This window comes from Mesorhizobium sp. M7A.F.Ca.CA.004.12.1.1 (assembly GCF_003997835.1).
In the GTDB taxonomy this organism is placed as follows: domain Bacteria; phylum Pseudomonadota; class Alphaproteobacteria; order Rhizobiales; family Rhizobiaceae; genus Mesorhizobium.
Genome location: NZ_RZRK01001430.1, coordinates 1 through 633 on the forward strand (window position 1 = coordinate 1; position 633 = coordinate 633).

Here is a 633-nt window from a genome sequence, read left to right on the forward strand (position 1 = left end):
GTTGTCCTTGATCTGCTTCATGATGTCTTTGGCTGTCGTCATGTCGTGTATCCCTGTGTGATGACTTTTTTTGATGATGACGTTTTCAGGAGGATGGGGCGGTCGGTTCAGACCGCGTCCATGCCCGTTTCGCCGGTGCGGATCCGCACGACTTCCTCGATGTTGGAGACGAAGATCTTGCCGTCACCGATGCGGCCCGTCTGGGCCGCCTTGCGGATGGCCTCGATGGCGCCGTCGACCGCGACGGAGACAAGGACGACCGCGATCTGCACCGTGGGCAGGAAATCGACGACATATTCGGCGCCGCGGTAGAGTTCGGTATGGCCCTTCTGACGACCGAAGCCCTTTGCCTCGGTGACGGTTATGCCTTGCAGTCCGGCCTCCTGAAGCGCTTCCTTCACTTCGTCCAGCTTGAATGGCTTGATGATCGCTTCGATCTTTTTCATGTAAAAAGTGGCCTCCACTGCCAAAAAAACGGGTTGTGACCCCCCGCTTGCGCCTCCATCAAGCACGAACTGTGCCAATTCAGCGGATTCGAAGCGGTCTCATAAGATTTCAAAGCCGCGCCGCACCGGGATGCAAATTCGCGTCATTCGCTGCACCGGAAGCGGCATGGGCTGCCAGAGCCTACAC

The 633-nt window shown here is 57.7% G+C and carries 1 protein-coding gene; it reads right to left on the reverse strand.

Features of this window, described 5'->3' with window-relative positions:
• Positions 1–107: 107 nt before the first annotated feature.
• Positions 108–446, reverse strand: coding sequence for a P-II family nitrogen regulator (locus EN984_RS36860; RefSeq protein ID WP_127384463.1), 339 nt, complete (start codon positions 444–446; stop codon positions 108–110).
• Positions 447–633: the final 187 nt, after the last annotated feature.

Bases quoted from the DNA above. Each gene is read 5' to 3' on its own strand.
- EN984_RS36860 (WP_127384463.1), bottom strand. From the start codon at position 446: ATGAAAAAGATCGAAGCGATCATCAAGCCATTCAAGCTGGACGAAGTG.